This window comes from Geomonas propionica, assembly GCF_016458235.1.
GTDB classification, from domain to species: domain Bacteria; phylum Desulfobacterota; class Desulfuromonadia; order Geobacterales; family Geobacteraceae; genus Geomonas; species Geomonas propionica.
The window spans coordinates 183,782-197,973 of sequence record NZ_JAEMHK010000009.1 but is presented as its reverse complement, the minus strand read 5'-3'; the positions used below and the strand labels follow the sequence as shown (position 1 = coordinate 197,973).

Sequence of the window (14,192 nt, the reverse complement as noted above, 5' to 3'; positions counted from 1 at the left end):
TGGAAAGCGCCGGCTCTTTTTGTTTGCGCAGGACGCGGATGGACGGGTAAGAAGAGCAACTCACGTTTCACTGGGAAGCCTTCTGCAGCACGCCGGGGCGAATGGAGATAAATTCGCTAAAGAAACAAGCGCAAGCCGCCGATACTACGAGCACTATCCGTACCCGAACCACGACACGCCGCACCCGGCTTTGCAGAGGAGAGAGATGTAATGAAACGTTTTCGCGATTGGGGCATATTTCAAAAAATCATCAGCGCCACGCTGCTATCCTGGCTGCTGCTGGTGGCGATATCCGTGTTCCTGCTGACCCCGTACCTGCGCACGCTGATCATGAACGAGCGCGAGGAAACGGTGCGCGCCATGGTGCAGCAGGCGACCAGCAGGATGAAGTGGTACCAGGACCAGGTCGACCGGGGCACCCTCACCAAGGAGGAAGCACAGCGCAGGACGATCCAGGAGGTCGTGGCGGCCCGGTACCAGGGGACCAATTACCTGTGGATCAACGACCTATCCCCGAGGATGGTGGTTCATCCCCTCAAGCCGGAGCTGAACGGCAAGGAACTGGGGCAGTTCAAGGATCCGACGGGAAAACTGCTGTTCGTGGAGATGGTGCGGGCGTGCAACGAAAAGGGAAAAGGCTTCGTCAGCTACCAGTGGCCCAAGGGCGCCGCCGGCTCCCCGCAGCCGAAGCTTTCCTACGTGGAGCTGTTCCGCCCCTGGGGCTGGGTGGTGGGAACCGGCATCTATCTCGATGACGTGCAGGCCACGCTGTTACGGACGCAGTTCTACATCGGCGCGGGACTCTTCGTGGTGCTCGCTTTGACCCTTTTGCTGACCTGGTTCATAGCGCGCTCGATCACGCATCCCCTCCACGAAATGGTAAAGGCGGTGGAGGCGATCGCCTCGGGGGACGGAGACCTCTCCAGGAGCATCAAGGGAGGGCGCTCGGACGAACTGGGGGCGCTGGCCGGCAACATGAACACCTTCATCGAGACCCTGCATACGCTGGTGGCAAGCGTGCTCAAGGTAAGCATCAACGTGGTGATCGGTTCCAGCAAGGTGCACGGCATGGCCAAGCAGATAAACCGCAACGCCGACGACCTGGCGGCCCAGTCGGTTTCGGTCGCCACCGCCAGCGAGGAGATGTCGGCGACCTCCCAGGACATCGCCCGCAGCTGCGCCCAGGCCGCGCAGGGGGGAACCACCACCACCCGCGTCGCCTCCGACGGGGCCCACGTGGTAAACGAGACCGTGGCGGGGATGCACCAGATAGCGGAGTTGGTCCGGGAATCGGCAACAACTGTGGCCGGCCTCGGGCGGCGGTCCGACCAGATCGGGGAGATCATCGGCACCATCGAGGAGATCGCCGACCAGACCAACCTGCTGGCGCTGAACGCTGCGATAGAAGCCGCGCGGGCGGGGGAACAGGGACGGGGTTTCGCAGTGGTGGCCGACGAGGTGCGCGCCCTGGCGGAGAGGACCACGAGGGCGACCAAGGAGATCGGGTCGATGATCGGCGCCATCCAGGCGGAAACCAGGGCGGCGGTGCGATCGATGGAGCACGGGGTGTCCGTGGTCGAGCAGGGGTCCCAGGGGGCGCAGCTGTCGGGGCAGGCGCTGCAAAACATCATCACCAGCATCGAGGGGGTGACCGGCGAGCTGGCCCAGATCGCGACCGCAGCGGAGGAACAGAGCGCGACGACGCACGAGATAGCGGCAAGCGTGCAGCGGGTGACCGAGATAGCGCGCGACACTTCTTCGGAAACGCAGCGCACCACGCACGAAGCGAACCACCTGCTCACCATGGCGGAAGAGCTGATGGCGCTTTTGGGCAAGTTCAAGATCAACGAGGATGCGGCGCTGGTGATCAGCAGGGCGAGGAGCGCGCACATGATCTTCGTGGGCAAGATCAAGGGGCACCTGGACGGCAGCATCAAAATCGATCCCCAGGCACTCCCCACCCACCTCACCTGCGCCTTCGGGAAGTGGTACCAGGGCAAAGGAAGGGAGGACTGCGGCCACAGCGACCTCTATCGGCAGATCGACCCGCCGCACGCCAAGGTCCATGAACTGGGCAAGCAGGCGGTCATCGCCTGCAACAACGGCGATCGGGTCAGGGCGGCGGAACTCTGCGCGGAGATGGTCACGGCCTCCGAGGTACTGCTGGGGATACTGGAGCAGCTCGAGGGACGATGTGGGGGGAGAGGTTAGAGCACGTCCTACAGGACTAGCGGGTGAAGAACTGACGCAAACGCTCGGGCTCGTCGCCGAGCCATTGCGGATTGGCGGCGGTGCCGTCGAAGAGCGAAGTGGTCTTGAAGGGCTCGTAGTAGCCGGTGCGGGCGGCCTCGACGGTGCGCGACAACAGCGACTCCAGCTCGACGGGCTCGAATGGACGGAAACTGTCCGCCGCCTGACAGGCCTGGTCCAGAATCTCCATGCTGTCGATCCCGGTGATAACCACGGAGGTCGGAAGATGCAGGGCGTAGTGCAGACACTCGACGGGATCGACCGTCCCTGACTTGAGCAGGATGCCGTTGGCCATGGACTTCATGCCGAGCACCCCGATCCCCTCCCGCACCAGTTCGGGGAGCACCAACTGCTCGAAGCTCCTGAAGTGGGCATCCATCACGTTCAGGGGCATCTGCACCGCGTCGAAGCGGAACCCGGCGGCCGCCGCGACCCTGAGCATGTGCAGGTGGATCTGCGGGTCCTTGTGCCCGGTGAAACCGAGGTAGCGGATCTTGCCGGCCTGGCGCGCGTCCAAAAGCGCCTGATGCGCCCCCTCCTCGTCGAAGATCCGGTGCGGGTCCTCGAAACGGAGCACCTCGTGGTGCTGGACCAGGTCGATCGTCTCGACCTGCAGCCTTTGCAGCGACTGGTCGAGCTGCCGGGCGGCCTCCGCGCGGGAGCGGCCGTCGATTTTGGTCATCAGGAAAACCTTGTCCCGGTAACCGTCCCGCAGCGCCTTGCCCATCCTGACCTCACTGGCGCCCTCGTTGTAATCCCAGCAGTTGTCCATGAAGGTGATGCCGCGGTCGATCGCCGCACGCACGATGCGGATGCTGTCCGCCTCGCTGACCCGTGGCAACCCCAGGTGCCACCCCCCTACTCCGATCGCCGATACCTTCTCGCCGGTATTCCCCAAGGTGCGGTAGATCATGATCCCCTCCATTGGCGCCGACATCCCGCGGCAATGGCGCCGCATGCAACCGGGTAACTATACGCGCTTTCATCCCGGCTTCAAGTCGGCAGCTGGCCACGACCGGCGCTGCGGCCCTACTGCGTGTTGACAACGGGTGCGAACGGGCTTAGATTCGCCTTTTCCAATACACCCGCCACCCATCTTCAACCGGGAGAGAGCCCCATGACCCTTTTCACCAAGGCTGCCCGCCCACTGGCGGCACTCCTCACGGCAGCGCTGTTCAGCGCAACGCCGGCCCCAGGGGCCACAGATCTCCCCTCCTCCGGCCCAATCGGCGTGCAGATCTGCGCTCGCCCCAACGACGCGGTGCGGGAATACGCGGGCGTGATCGAGCAGACCAGGAAGGAGCAACCGGAACTCGCCGAGGCGCTGCGCCTGTTTCCCAAGGGAGCGGATCTCCACAACCATCTCTCCGGCACTGTCGCCGCGGAAAAATACCTGGCGCTGGGCGCCGCCGACGGGGTCTGCTACGGCCCCGAAGGCAAGACCGGGCGCTACACGCTGGAACCGGGCACCTCCACCGGAGGGTGCGGGGACGGCTTCAGGCCGGTCTCCGGGGCATCCCCCGCGGAGCAGGACGGGATCCTGCAGTCCCTTTCCATGTACCGCTTCGGTTATCCCGATATCCAGGCGGGGCACGATCACTTCTTCGCCACCTTCGCCAGGTTCCGCGCCGTCTCCGATAACGCCTGCGACACGCCCCTCATGCTTGCGGAGGTGCTGAGGCAGTCCCATCGGGACGGCGTTTCCTACCTGGAGACCATGCTCTCCTTCCAGTCCTCGGCGGTGAGCGCGCTGGCCCGGCAACTGAGGCAGAAATTCCCCGAGCAGGCCTTCTACCGGGACAGCCGCCAGTTCCCCGCCATGCAGCGCTTCCTGCTCGACGCCGGGATGAGCGACACGGTAGTCGCCGCCCGGACCGAGATTGCGCAGTACGTGAACAAGACCCGGAGCCTGCTCAACTGCGACCGCCCCGACGCCGAGGGGGCCTGCCGCGTTTCCTACGCCTTCGTCGCGACGGTGAACCGGACCTCCGCCTTGGGTGACGGCACCCCCGACCTCGCCAAGGTTTTCACCCAGGCGGCTTTCTCCACGCTGCTCTCTTCTGCGGAGAACCGGGTGGTCGGGGTGAACCTGCTCAGCAAGGAGGACGCCCCGGTCTCCCTGACGGGATTCCAGGACCAGATGCGGATCTTCGGCTACTTCCACCAGTCTTTCCCGAAGGTGAACATCGCGCTGCACGCCGGCGAGCTCACCCCCTGTTTCGTAGGAGCAGGCAACCCGGCTCTGAAGGAGCACCTGACCGGCACGCTCAAGGCGGGGTCCAGGCGGATCGGCCACGGGGTCTCCTTTGCCTTCCTCAAGGAGGAGGAGAAGTCGGAAGTGGCCGACATCATCAGGCGCAACAACGCCCTGGTGGAGATCATGTTCACCAGCAACGCGCAGATCCTCGGCATCGCCGGCGCTGCGCATCCCTTCACCCAGTACCGCGCCTACGGGGTCCCGGTCGCTTTCGCCAGCGACGACGAGGGGGTGAGCCACGCGAACCTCACCGACGAGTGGATCTACGGGGTCCGGAAATACGGCCTCACCCGGGACGACCTGCAGTACCTCGGGCGCAACAGCCTGCAGTACAGTTTCATGCCGGGGTCGCCGCTGTGGGCTGATGTGGCGAAGGAAAAGCCGGTCGAGGCCTGCTCCGGAGATACACCCGGTTCCGTTACCGTGACGGAGCGCTGCGGGAGTTTTCTGAGGCAAAGCGCCAAGGCGGCGGCCCAGTGGGAGTACGAGGCACGGCTGAAGGAGTACTGGCGCAACTACGGGAAGTTTTTCGGGAAGATGAGCCTTCGGGGACTCCCCCTCCCTTGACGGGAGGGGGCGGGGGGTGGGTGAAGCCGCAAGCAGCGGAAATGATGGCATCTTCCCCCACCCCCTACCCCCCTCCCGCAAGGGGAGGGGGCAACTGCAACAGCTCCCCGGAATTGCCAGAAGAGCCTACGCAAGGGGGGACGCAAAGACCGTGAGCTTCGCGGCAAGACAAGGCTGTGATTAGTACCGAATTTTATAGCACCCATACGAAAAGGGGGACGCGGCTTTGGCGGCGTCCCCCTTTTGCGTTTACCTCTGGCGGTGGCTACATGAAGAGCAGGAAGCCGTTGGCGAACTGGACCAGGCCGCAGATGCCGACGGCGACGCCGGCCACCCAGATGATCTTCTTCTTCAAAAGGGCGGCGATGGAGGAGAGCAGGATGGCGATCTGCAGGAAGATGACGGCGAGCCCGAAGGGACGGCCATGGCGCTGCGCATCATCCCTCTCCTTCTCGAGTTTCTTGGCGTCGTCCTGGATCTTGGCCTTCTCCTGGTCGTACTTGGCGATCTTTCCCTTCAGCGCCTGCACCCTGGCCTCCATGGCAGCGGCGACCTCATTCTCGCGGGTCCTCAGGAGCTCGCGTTCCAACTGCCCCTGCTCGGTTTCGGCCAGGGACTGCTTGATGCTCTTGGCCTGGTAAAAGGCCCACTGGTCGGAGGCCTGGTTCTGCGCCAGGACCGACCGGGTCGAGAAGCCGCCCCCTTTGAAGGTGGCCAGCGTGGCGCAGACGGCGAGGATCACCGTGCTGAGTGCCAGGTAGTTGAGCCAGGGTTCCTTCTTTTCTTCTGCCATTGTCATACCTCCTGCTGGTAATGGTGTTGGTCGTTGCGGCGGCAGCTAGTGCTCATGCCGGTGATGCTGGTCAGGCCAGTGCACGTGTGAATGGGTGACCGGCCGGTGAACATGAAAATGGTCGTGCGGCTCCGCCTGCTCCCCTTCCGGGTGATCGTGATCGTGATGGTCGTCCTGACGGTGCGGATGGGCGTGGGCCAACTCGTCGTGGGTATGGCGGTGGCCGTGCATCTCCACGTAGAGGAGCAGGATGCCGGCCAGCATCAGCAAGGTGGCAATCCAGTAGGCGGCGGGGGGGCGCTCACCCAAAAGCGCCACCGAGAGCAGCGTTCCGAAGAAGGGGCCGACCGCGAAGAAGGTGGCGGTCCGGGCGGCGCCGATCTGGCGCAGGGCCTCCACAAAGAGAACCAGGCTCAGGCCGTAGCTCATGGCGCCCACGGCGAGCGCCCCGGCGATCTGTCCCGGCGTCGCCGTACCGGCGGTGAAGAGCAGCGCCATCACCACCGAGAAGAGCCCCGCCGCGAGCCCCTTCACCGACGCCAGCACCGTGGAGGAGATCTCGTCCACGTCGCGGGTCAGGTTGTTGTCGATGCCCCAAAAAACGCAGGCGACCACGACCAGGATACCGGAGAGGGAGAAGGAGAAACCTCCTTGCGTCCTGAGCACCACGAGGCCTGCGCCGACCAGGATCAGAAGCTTGCCACACCAGACATAGGGGCCGATGTACTCCCTGAAGACGAGCCAGGCGATCAGGGTGGTGGCGACGGTCTCCAGGTTGAGCAGCAGGGAGACCTCGGAGGCGGTGCCGTATTTGATGCCGAAGGCGAGGCAGAGCGGCGCGACGATGCCGCCGGCGATGACGGCGCCGAGAAGCTTCAGCCTGTGCCCGGGGGAGAGCAGGCTCAGCTCCGCCAGGGAGCTCTTGCCCCGGACCAGGAGCAGCACCTGCAGGCCGAGCCCGGAGCCCAGGTAAAGCAGCCCGGCGAGCAGCGCCGGAGACATGTCCCCGATGAGCAGCTTGCAAAAGACCGGGGAGACGCCGAAGAGCGCCGCGGAGAGCATGGCTAAAAGTTGTCCGGTGAAGACGGGCAGGCGACACCTCCGGGAAAATCTTCCCCTTGTTGGGAGAAGAACAATAACCGAATCGGGGAGATTTTTCCAGAGCGTAAACGAGGGAAACGAAAGGCTTAACGCAAAGGCGCCAAGGCGCTAAGACGCAAGGACAGGCAAAACCGGGACTGCAGGCTTGCAGTTTCTCTTTGCGCCTTTGCGGCTCTGCGGCTTTGCGTTGAGTCTTGAACTCGATCTCACGCAAAGACGCAAAGGCGCTAGACAACACAGCAACAAAAACTTACAGAACATCGGGGTTAAAACCGTGCCCCGCTCTTCTTAGCGGCTCCGCGGCCTGGCGTTAACATTCCGTTTTTATTAACGCAAAGGCGCAAAGACGCAGAGACAAACAATCAAAGGCATGAAGAAGGTTCCTTTGCGCCTTGGCTCGGCGGCCTTGCGTTGAAGCTGTAGGAGAAAGCTGAGTATCTTTTGTGATCGGTGTTTTGTTATAATTAAATATCGGCACTAGAGGTGCCTGTCACGCTTTGCCTGATAGCAAGGGGGAACACCATGAACATTTTCGACTGCGCCATAAAAATAGAGGAAGAAACAAAGACATACTATCGAGGACTTGAAGCTGAAGCCATGGAGCCTGAGATGAAGGTGCTCTTCTCCATGCTGGCGGCATCGGAAGAGGAACATCAAAGGAAACTGAGAAGGCTCAGAAAAAGGATGGAGGGAGCCCGACTGGACGGACTGACCAACAATGTCTGCCGGTTCAGACCGCTGCTCAGCCAGCGCGAACTGCTGGAAGAAACGGGACGGGACCCGAACCTGTACCGGTTCGCGGTAGCCAACGAGGAACAGGACATCCGCTTCTACGAGGAACTGGCTTCGGCGGCAACGGACCAGACCACCCGTAAAGGACTCCTCATGCTGGCCCAGGAGGAGCGGCGCCACCTGCAAAAGGTGACCAACATCTACTCCTTCGTGGAGACCCCGAAGACCTTCCTGGCCTGGAGCGAGTTCAGCAACAGGCAGGAGCTCTAGCGCCGCCTGCGCCGGAAGAAACGAAGAAGCCCGCCGGAAACGACGGGCTTTCTCTTTTAACGGCAAGAACCATTGGCCACGGAGAAAATCTGAGGAAATCTGAGACGTCAAAAACAGAAGAAGCGTTTTTGGTTTTCTCAGAAGTTCTCAGATTTTCTCCGTGGCTAACGGTTTTCGGGCTTTCTGGTTTCACTCGGTTTCCGGCTTGGCGGGGTCGTAGGCACTGTCGGGGTCGCACTCAGGACGGATATAGCGCTCCAAACCCTCGTAGAGACGGTCCGAGGTCAGCTTGATCGCCATCACCGTGTCCATCTCCAGAACGACTCCCTGCTTCAAATAGCTCAGGTGCAGCCGGTCCACCAGCCCCTTCAACTGCTGCGACAGGCAGTAGACCTCTTTCAGCATCACGTAGTTGCTCTCGGAAAGCTCCTGCAGCCGCTCGTCTTTCAGTCCGGATGTCATGGTCCCTCCCCGGCGCGCGACGTCAACGCCCAAGCGATACAGTTGACCGGGCAACTCTCGATCGCCTGTTGGATCTTCTCCCTGTCCGCGTTCCCCTGGCCGTACACCTCGGAGACGCCCTCCCCGTTCAGCCGGAACACCCCGGGGAGGATGCTCACGCACAGCCCGCACCCTATACACAGCTGCTGATCGACGTACACCTGACTCGGCATCGTTACTCCCTCCGGATCGAAGCTGCGAAACGGATCAACGATACACGAACATCGGCAAATGTCGAACCCGTCCGGGGCGGGGGCGGGAGCAAAAGTGCGCACTGCGGAAGGGGGCTGCGGTTCTTGGGGAATGGTGAATGTGGCGACGGGCTATTTCGGCTTGTAGGTGAAGCAGTCGGGATGCGACTCGTGCATGCCGACGTCGACGGCGGGAGCCGTGCATTCGAGGGACTGGTTGTAGCTGCAGTTCTCCACCTTGCAAGCGCCGATGCCTCCCTGAACGTCGACGATCCCCCCCCTCTGGCTCCCCTGCATAAAGGTGTCGCACTCGGGGCAAATATCGGTGGGGCCGCCGACCGTGATGGCGAGCGTGTGGCAGGAATTGTGCTTATTGTAGGCGCATTGAGTCACGTTGCATGAGCTGATCTTGACCATCTGCTTCTCTTTCATGTTCTGCCTCCTTTAGCTGCCCCCTTCGCGCATTAGGAGGTTTTAACATACATAGTTTGATAGTCAAGCTGCGGCGGGGGCTATCCGCAACACCCCCCGCCGCTGAGGCCGGGGAGCTTCTTCTCCCTGAGCCACTCGTGGATCATGCCGCTGGCGCAGCCGACTCCGGCGTCCACCTTGAGCGCGGCGGCGGGGCAGTTGAGCGCACAGGCGCCGCATTCCATGCAGGCGTCCCGGTCCGCGATCAGCGCGCGTTTCTCTTCCATGCGGAACACCTGGTGCGGGCAGACCTCGACACACCTGCCGCAGCCGATGCACAGCGCGCTGGAAAGCTCCAGCGTCGCTACCCCTTCCAGATACCTGAAACCTTTCATAGCTTCCCCCTCAGACCAGCAGCCGTCCGGCTATGACGATGATGAGCGCAACGCCCAGGGCACCCGCCATGATCGGCAGTCCCAGGCGCATCTCCTTCTTCACCCCCGACTTGGAGGTGTAGGTGGTACAGCCGGTGAAGTTGAGCGTGTAGAACGCGGAGACCGCCGGAAGCGCCAGGAAGCAGGCCGCGGTCGCCGCCCCGCCCCACCTCACCCCTGCGGCGAGGGCATAGAGGAGCGCGCAGTAGAGGAGCCCGGCGCAGGCGCCCTTGACCGCGAAGCTCCTGCCGGGAAGCAGCGGCAACAAAAGCGGTCCGGCGGCGATCCCGGTCAAGACCGCCCCGAGAAAGGCAAGCGCCGTCGCGGCAGCGGCATCGGCACCCCAAAAGAGACGGGCCCCGAGGTAGAGAAGCGCTGCGACCGGGGCCACCGGCTTCGCGGCCAGGACGATTTCCACCGGGATCAGCACCAGGCGGTCGTACCAGTTGAAGCGAAGCTCGCGCATGGCAGGGGTGGCGGTGCCGCCCTGGTCCAAGTAAGCCGGGAGATCGTCCGCACGCACGGTGGCGTAGACGACCTCGAAGCCGCTTCTCTGCTTGACCCGGTGCGCCGACACCCCGGCCGCTCCCAGGATGGGGAGGATCAGGCGCCGATGGCTGACGGCCTGGGCGAGACCGCTCGCTTCGATGCGGCGCACCAGTTCGCCTGTGCCGAAGGTCCCCTTCCCTGCCGCGCACCAGACGTTGATGCCGTAGGTTTCCAGGACCAGGAGCCAGACGTTTCTGCCAGACAGGGCCCGGCGCACGATGTCGTAGCTCATCTTGTAGTTGGCGGTCACCACGACCGGCGCCTGCGCGTCGGGTGTGCCGATGGCGTAGAGGCCCGGCGGGACCATGAAGGTCATCCTGTTGATCCCCCAGCGCGCCAGGCAGGCGCCCCAGTGGTCGGCCCAGGTCAGGCTGCCGCTGATGCGCGGCGCCCGACGACTTCCCGCGGCAACCCAGCCGAGGAAACCGGGGACTTGATCGGTGATCTCTCCGCCGCCGGCGGAGGTGGGAGGGCCTCAGCAGGGGGGCGCATCGGGGTTCGCTCCGAGTTCCGACGCGCAAGAGGAGGAAGCAGGCTTTTTCATCTCGATCTTCTTGAAGCGGCGCATCTGGGTCTCTTCGCTCATGACTGTTCCTCCCCGGGGGCGCGCCCCGCAGTATCCGTTTTTTTGGATGCAACCCCGCCGGAACAGCAGGCCGGATCGCGGCGTTGCCGCAGCCGCACCAGGTCCTCCCGCGCCGTTTCCGTGACCAGCAGGAAGTTGCGCAAGACCGGCATCAGGAACTGCTGCACCGGCTCGAGCGAGGTGGCGATGGAGTAATGGTTCCAGGCCCCCACCCGCCTCCCCTGCACCCAGCCGGCGCTTTTCAGGATGCCGAGCTGGCGGGAAACGGTCGACTGGGGGAGTTTGAGCACGGCCACCAGATCGCAGACGCACAATTCCCCGGCTTCGATGAGGAGCGCCAAAAGGCGCAGGCGGGTCTGATCGTCGAGAGACTGAAACAGGAGCGCTAAGTTTTCCATGCGGGAAAACATATCCGGAAAACCGGATACGGTCAAGCGAAAAAAGGCCCGGAGGATCGCTCCTCCGGGCCGGGTTCAACATGGATTCAGCTTGGCCCCATTAGGGGGTGATGGTCGCCTGCTGGTAGCCGATCTGCGCGCCAGTTCCGTTATAGCAGTAGAACTTGATGGTCTTGGCGGTGCCGGTCGAATACAGGTGTTTCACGTTGAGCGGGTCGATAACGGCGGTGCCGCTCTTGGTGGTGCTGAAACCGTCGCCCCAGGCGACTTTCACGGAGGCGGTGCCCACGGGGAAGTTCGTGAAGGTGGCGATGTCGTTGACGCCATCCCAGCCGATGGTGATCGGCGGCAGGATGACCGTGACGTTGGTGCTGGTCCGGCTGACCTTGCCCTCTTCATCGGTTACCGTGAGGGTGATGGTCTTGGTGCCCAGGGTGGCGAACTTGACGCTGGCCGCGGTCCTGGAGCTCGGGCTGGTGACCACGCCGTCGCTGCTGCTCCAGGCGTAGGTCACGTTGCCCACCTCGATGCCGCCGTTGGTCTGTGCCGCGGGAGCGGACAGGGCGACGTCGACGCTTTGCTTCACCTGCACGCCGAGGTCGATGGCGCTGGCGTCGGCGATGGGGTTGATGGAGGCGACCGGGTCGATACCGATGCCGAATGCCGCCGGGCTGGTCAGGGTGTTCAGGTAGCCGACATAGGCGTCACGGGTGGCGTAGCTGTTGCCGCCGCGCACGATCGGGTCGGCCTTGTAGACCTTGCCCTTGAGCCCAAGCGGGCCGGAGTCGGTCTGCGAGGAGATACGGATCTCCTTGCCTGCTGCGGCGGTGATGGTGAGTGCCCCGCCCGCCTCGGTGACGGTGAAGTCGGGGTTGGTGGTGAAGCTTGCCGGCAGTGCAGCCACGACTTCAGCCATGGTGGTGGCGTTGTCCTTGCCGAGCTGAGCGGTGCGGAAGGTGATGCTGTTCACGCTGGCATCACCGGCCGGACGTACCTCGACCTTGAGCAGCCAACCCTTGGTGGAGGTCGCCTTGGACTTCACGGCATCCTGGGTGCTGACACCGGTCGGGGTGGCGCAGTAGAACGGGCTGGTCGGGCCGGAGCAGGAAGCGGCCGGGGCGGCACCGGTGATGGCGGTGTACCAGGCGGTGTCGCGGGCCTGGAAGGTCGCCTCGTAGATCACCTCGCTCCTGTCGATGTTGCGCAGGGTCTGGTTGTCGACGGCGAGGGTGTTGTTGACATACGGGCCGTCGAACTTGGTCAGCAGGGTGACCGGTACGGTCCTGTCGCCCTTCTTGGTGACGACGCTCGGGTGAGAGTCGGTGGTGTCGGCCAGGCCGTTGACCTTGGTGAAGGTGGTGACCTGGTTGGAGTAGAAGCGGAACTTGTTCTTGCCGTTGCTGTCGACGCCGCTCATGTTGCCGAGGATCGGGTAGGCGCCGTTGTAGAACCCTTTCTTGTCGCCGTGGCAGTCGGAGCAGCCGCCTTTACCCCACGCCATGGTGGCGGTGCGGGCGATGTTGTGGCTCGCCTTGAAGGGGACCATCAGGACGGACAATTTCGGGATCAGCTTGTAGTCGTTGTTGGCGTCGCTGATGCCCAGAAGCTGCTTCAGACCGCCGGAAAGCTTGGTCTGATCGCCGGCGGAGGCGGTGCCGGTGCTGTCGCCGTTGATCCTGGCGTAGAGGGCGGACATCTCTGCCTCGTTGACCCAGCTGCCGTCGGCATTTTTCTCCATGGTCACCGCTTTGGCGCCCACGGCGTTGTTCAGGTCGTTGATGTGGGTCTGCAGCAGGGTATCCATGCCGGCGTTGCGGCCGTCGTTGTTGCCGTCGAGGCCGAAGTTGGCGGCATCCATGCCGTTCATGTCGCGCAGGAACGAGGAGGTCAAGAGGTTGGCCCCATAGAGCTTGCCGTTGTTCCAGTACAGCGCGTTGCCGTCGGTGCCTTTCATGTCGCGGGCGACCTGCGGCTCGTCGTGCAGCGCCACGCGCCCTTCCAGGTCGGCACCGGTGCCGTCAACCATGGCGCCGCCATCGAAGTTCTTGTTGATGTGGCAGGCGGTGCAGTCCATGATTTCCATGTGGCTGGCCGGAGCGCCGTTCTTGTCGAAGGCAATCTTGGCGTTCAGCCCCTTGGTGGTGTGGGCGTTCTCGGAATTGGGAGCGCCGTAGGTCGGCCAGGCCGGGGTGCCGGTCGGCTCGTGGCAATCGGTGCAATGTTTGAAGTTGACGGTGTCAAGCTTGTTCCACATGGCATCGAAATCAGAAGCCCCACCCTTGGCGGGATCGCACAGGCCGAGCTTGGCATCGGTGACCAGACCGGAGGTGCCGACTTGCGGGTTGGTCACGTCCTTGCGCTGGTGGCAGGCCATGCAGCCAAGGCTGTAGTGGACTTCCTGCCCTTCCAGCCACTGTTCGCCACGCTTCTTCCAGTCGACGTTGTACTGCGACTGGTGGCAGGAGGCACAGTTGGAGGAGGTGGGCTTGCTGTTCAGGGTGCTGCTCAGGTCGACGTAGAGCTTGCCGGTGGCGTTGGTCTTGACGGCGGTGTAGTTGTAGAAGACCTGGGTGCCGCTGGCGACGCTGTTGACCAGCTTGGCGCCGACGGCGCGGGATGCGTCAAACTCGCCCTTGCGTACCGCTTCCTTGCGAGCCGCCCAGTCGTAGCCGGTCTGGTGGCACATGAGGCAGTCCATCTCCAGGACGCCGGTCTGGGCGTAGTCCTGCTTGACTACGTCGCCGCGCTTGGTCACGTCGGTGTTGAAGATGTCGACGAAGTAGTTCCAGGCGGTGACCGCGGTGCCGAAGTCGAAGCTGCGCAGGGAGGTACGGGCGGCCGGATCGTAGGCCGCGGTCGGCATGTTGGCGTAGGCGTACTCGTTCATGCCGCCGCCGACGTGGCACTCGGCGCAGTCGCGCATGACGCCCGCGTTGGAGTTGTCCACCTTCTGCTTGTAAGCGAGCTGACCGGCACCGGTGTCGGCGCCGAAGGAGAAGATTTCGAAGAACTTGCCGGTGGGGTTGGCCTGCTGGCCCGCGCCGGGGTTGGTGGCATCGACCAGCACGCTGCCGAAGGGAACGGTCACGAACTGGTTGGTGCTGCCGCTGTAGCTTGCGCCTGCGCCGTCTTTATATGCTCTCGCCAACTGG

13 protein-coding genes are annotated in these 14,192 nt (G+C 63.5%); 3 read left to right on the top strand and 10 right to left on the bottom strand.

Annotated features, from left to right (window positions below; all coding sequences use genetic code 11):
- Positions 1–210: 210 nt before the first annotated feature.
- On the top strand, positions 211–2,211 hold the full coding sequence (locus JFN90_RS22550) for a methyl-accepting chemotaxis protein (RefSeq protein ID WP_199395614.1): 2,001 nt from the start codon (positions 211–213) through the stop codon (positions 2,209–2,211).
- 16 nt (positions 2,212–2,227) lie between these two features.
- Here the strand turns inward: JFN90_RS22550 and JFN90_RS13375 are convergent, their stop codons facing one another.
- The gene (locus JFN90_RS13375; protein ID WP_199395613.1) at positions 2,228–3,163 is read right to left on the bottom strand and encodes an aldo/keto reductase; all 936 of its coding nucleotides are present in this window, start codon (positions 3,161–3,163) and stop codon (positions 2,228–2,230) included.
- Positions 3,164–3,367: 204 nt separating this feature from the next.
- On the opposite strand from JFN90_RS13375, the gene JFN90_RS13370 reads away from it, so the two are divergent.
- The gene (locus JFN90_RS13370) at positions 3,368–5,074 is read left to right on the top strand and encodes an amidohydrolase family protein (RefSeq protein ID WP_199395612.1); all 1,707 of its coding nucleotides are present in this window, start codon (positions 3,368–3,370) and stop codon (positions 5,072–5,074) included.
- A 265-nt stretch (positions 5,075–5,339) separates the two neighbouring features.
- Here JFN90_RS13370 and JFN90_RS13365 read toward each other — a convergent pair whose 3' ends face one another.
- A complete protein-coding gene (locus JFN90_RS13365) occupies positions 5,340–5,867 on the bottom strand; it encodes a DUF4337 domain-containing protein (protein WP_199395611.1) in 528 nt (175 codons plus the stop codon).
- A gap of 45 nt (positions 5,868–5,912) precedes the next feature.
- Positions 5,913–6,959 carry a DMT family transporter gene (locus JFN90_RS13360; RefSeq protein ID WP_268898658.1) on the bottom strand — a complete coding sequence of 349 codons (1,047 nt, stop codon included), beginning with the start codon at positions 6,957–6,959 and terminating at the stop codon, positions 5,913–5,915.
- 531 nt (positions 6,960–7,490) lie between these two features.
- On the opposite strand from JFN90_RS13360, the gene JFN90_RS13355 reads away from it, so the two are divergent.
- Positions 7,491–7,970 carry a ferritin-like domain-containing protein gene (locus JFN90_RS13355; RefSeq protein WP_199395609.1) on the top strand — a complete coding sequence of 160 codons (480 nt, stop codon included), beginning with the start codon at positions 7,491–7,493 and terminating at the stop codon, positions 7,968–7,970.
- Between the two features lie 189 nt (positions 7,971–8,159).
- Here JFN90_RS13355 and JFN90_RS13350 read toward each other — a convergent pair whose 3' ends face one another.
- From JFN90_RS13350 to JFN90_RS13320, 7 genes are all read right to left on the bottom strand, one after another.
- A complete protein-coding gene (locus JFN90_RS13350; protein WP_199395608.1) occupies positions 8,160–8,432 on the bottom strand; it encodes a hypothetical protein in 273 nt (90 codons plus the stop codon).
- Positions 8,429–8,644 (bottom strand): ferredoxin, encoded by a 216-nt coding sequence (locus JFN90_RS13345; RefSeq protein WP_199395607.1) that lies wholly within the window; start codon positions 8,642–8,644, stop codon positions 8,429–8,431. Before JFN90_RS13345 ends, JFN90_RS13350 begins: the two co-directional genes overlap by 4 nt.
- Positions 8,645–8,794: 150 nt before the next feature.
- Entirely contained in the window at positions 8,795–9,094 is a 300-nt protein-coding gene (locus JFN90_RS13340; protein WP_199395606.1) for a DUF1540 domain-containing protein, read from the bottom strand.
- Positions 9,095–9,174: 80 nt separating this feature from the next.
- Complete coding sequence (hgcB, locus tag JFN90_RS13335) at positions 9,175–9,468, bottom strand: mercury methylation ferredoxin HgcB (protein WP_199395605.1); 294 nt, start codon at positions 9,466–9,468, stop codon at positions 9,175–9,177.
- 10 nt (positions 9,469–9,478) lie between these two features.
- Entirely contained in the window at positions 9,479–10,642 is a 1,164-nt protein-coding gene (hgcA, locus tag JFN90_RS13330; protein WP_252396620.1) for a mercury methylation corrinoid protein HgcA, read from the bottom strand.
- Positions 10,639–11,040 carry an ArsR/SmtB family transcription factor gene (locus JFN90_RS13325; protein ID WP_199395604.1) on the bottom strand — a complete coding sequence of 134 codons (402 nt, stop codon included), beginning with the start codon at positions 11,038–11,040 and terminating at the stop codon, positions 10,639–10,641. Before JFN90_RS13325 ends, hgcA begins: the two co-directional genes overlap by 4 nt.
- 100 nt (positions 11,041–11,140) lie before the next feature.
- The gene (locus tag JFN90_RS13320; RefSeq protein WP_199395603.1) at positions 11,141–14,188 is read right to left on the bottom strand and encodes a PKD domain-containing protein; all 3,048 of its coding nucleotides are present in this window, start codon (positions 14,186–14,188) and stop codon (positions 11,141–11,143) included.
- Between the last annotated feature and the right edge of the window lie 4 nt (positions 14,189–14,192).

Coding starts and splice junctions, on each gene's coding strand:
- JFN90_RS13370 (WP_199395612.1), top strand. CDS start 3,368: ATGACCCTTTTCACCAAGGCTGCCCGCCCACTGGCGGCACTCCTCACG.
- JFN90_RS13325 (WP_199395604.1), bottom strand. CDS start 11,040: ATGGAAAACTTAGCGCTCCTGTTTCAGTCTCTCGACGATCAGACCCGC.
- JFN90_RS13350 (WP_199395608.1), bottom strand. CDS start 8,432: ATGACATCCGGACTGAAAGACGAGCGGCTGCAGGAGCTTTCCGAGAGC.
- hgcB (WP_199395605.1), bottom strand. CDS start 9,468: ATGAAAGGTTTCAGGTATCTGGAAGGGGTAGCGACGCTGGAGCTTTCC.
- JFN90_RS13345 (WP_199395607.1), bottom strand. CDS start 8,644: ATGCCGAGTCAGGTGTACGTCGATCAGCAGCTGTGTATAGGGTGCGGG.
- JFN90_RS13355 (WP_199395609.1), top strand. CDS start 7,491: ATGAACATTTTCGACTGCGCCATAAAAATAGAGGAAGAAACAAAGACA.
- JFN90_RS22550 (WP_199395614.1), top strand. CDS start 211: ATGAAACGTTTTCGCGATTGGGGCATATTTCAAAAAATCATCAGCGCC.
- JFN90_RS13340 (WP_199395606.1), bottom strand. CDS start 9,094: ATGAAAGAGAAGCAGATGGTCAAGATCAGCTCATGCAACGTGACTCAA.
- JFN90_RS13375 (WP_199395613.1), bottom strand. CDS start 3,163: ATGATCTACCGCACCTTGGGGAATACCGGCGAGAAGGTATCGGCGATC.
- JFN90_RS13365 (WP_199395611.1), bottom strand. CDS start 5,867: ATGGCAGAAGAAAAGAAGGAACCCTGGCTCAACTACCTGGCACTCAGC.